This is a genomic window from Streptomyces sp. DvalAA-14, assembly GCF_900091855.1.
GTDB lineage: Bacteria > Actinomycetota > Actinomycetes > Streptomycetales > Streptomycetaceae > Actinacidiphila.
In genome coordinates this window covers 1-1,397 of record NZ_FMCH01000393.1, presented here as the reverse complement: position 1 = coordinate 1,397, position 1,397 = coordinate 1, and the positions used below count along the sequence as shown (strand labels likewise).

Here is a 1,397-nt window from a genome sequence, read left to right as displayed (position 1 = left end):
TCGTCGGCGTACGGCGTCTCGGCGGCGCTCCCGTCGGCGCCGGGCGCGGCCACCTCCAGCGCGGGCGCGCCGGCCAGGCCCGGCAGCAGCTCGCGCAGCCGCGCGCCCAGCGTCCCCGGCGGTCAGCCGCGAGGCCGGCGCCTTGGCGAGGCACTGGGCGAGCAGCTGCCACAGCTCGTCGGACAGGCCCGGCAGCGGCTGGACGGTCTCGGTCACGTGCCGGCGCAGCACCGCGCCCGGGTGCCCGCCACCGAACGGGGTGAACCCGGCCAGCAGTTCGTACAGCACGGTGGCCAGGGCGTAGATGTCCACCGAGGCGCGCGGCGGCAGGCCCTCGATGATCTCCGGGGCCAGGTAGTCCGGCGTGCCGATGATCCTCGTGGCGCGGGTGCGGCGCGGGGAGTCCACCAGCCGGGCGATGCCGAAGTCGGTGAGCAGCGCGGGCGGGGCGCCGCCCGGGCCGGGCGGGGCCGCCGAGTCCAGCAGCACGTTCTCCGGCTTGACGTCGCGGTGGACCACGCCGGCCGCGTGCGCGGCGGCCAGCCCGTCGGCCACATCGGCGGCGACGGCGACGGCCGCCTGCGGGGTCAGCCGGCGTTCCCGTTCCAGCCGGGAGCGCAGATCCGTACCGCGGACCAGGTCCATCACCAGCGCCAGGTCGGTGCCGTCCACCACGAGGTCGCGGATGCCGACGATGTGCGGGTGGTCGAGGGAGAGCAGCGCGGTGCGCTCCTGCACGAAGCGCCCCACCAGGTCCTGGTCGGAGGCCAGGTCCTCGCGCAGCAGCTTGATCGCGACCGGCCCCTCGGGACCCTCGCCGAGCCACACCGTGCCGGCGGACCCCCGCCCGAGCACCTGGTGTGCGGTGTACCGGCTGCCGATCTTCCTGGCCAAGGCTGCTCCGACTCCTCCGAAGGTCCGTCGCGTTGGCGACAAAACTACGCGGGTCAGCGGCTGTTCGGGGTACGGGCGGGCGGTCAGGAGGAGTATCGGCGGAGAAATCACCCTTCAGAAGTCGACATGTCGTCAACCTCGGCGGGCCGGCGGGGGGTTGGCGGCGAGGCGGGGGCGGCCCGGGAGCCGGAACGGCTGGGCCACCTGGGCAGGACCGGCGCTCGGCCGCTCACCCGCCGCCCGGGCCGCCGCGGCTTCCGGCCGGGTCGGCCCGGTCACCAGCGGCGGCCCAGCGCTCAGCCGTTGCCGGACCCGCCGCCCGAATCGCCGGTGACCGAGGCGACCTTGTTCCACACCGTGCTGACCCAGTCCGAGCCGGCGTCCCACAGGTTGTGCGTGCTGTTCACCCAGTCGGGCAGCGGCGTGGTGTACCAGATCAGCACGAAGATCACGACGAGCACGAGGATCACCATCAGGCAGCCCTTGAGGCAGCCGAGCCCGGG

At 74.9% G+C, this 1,397-nt stretch carries 2 pseudogenes; both read right to left on the bottom strand.

Annotation, left to right across the window (positions count from 1 at the left end):
• Positions 1 to 894: pseudogene (locus tag GA0115240_RS20945) on the bottom strand (serine/threonine-protein kinase); the annotation flags it as partial.
• A gap of 296 nt (positions 895 to 1,190) precedes the next feature.
• Positions 1,191 to 1,397: pseudogene (locus tag GA0115240_RS37085) on the bottom strand (serine/threonine protein kinase); the annotation flags it as partial.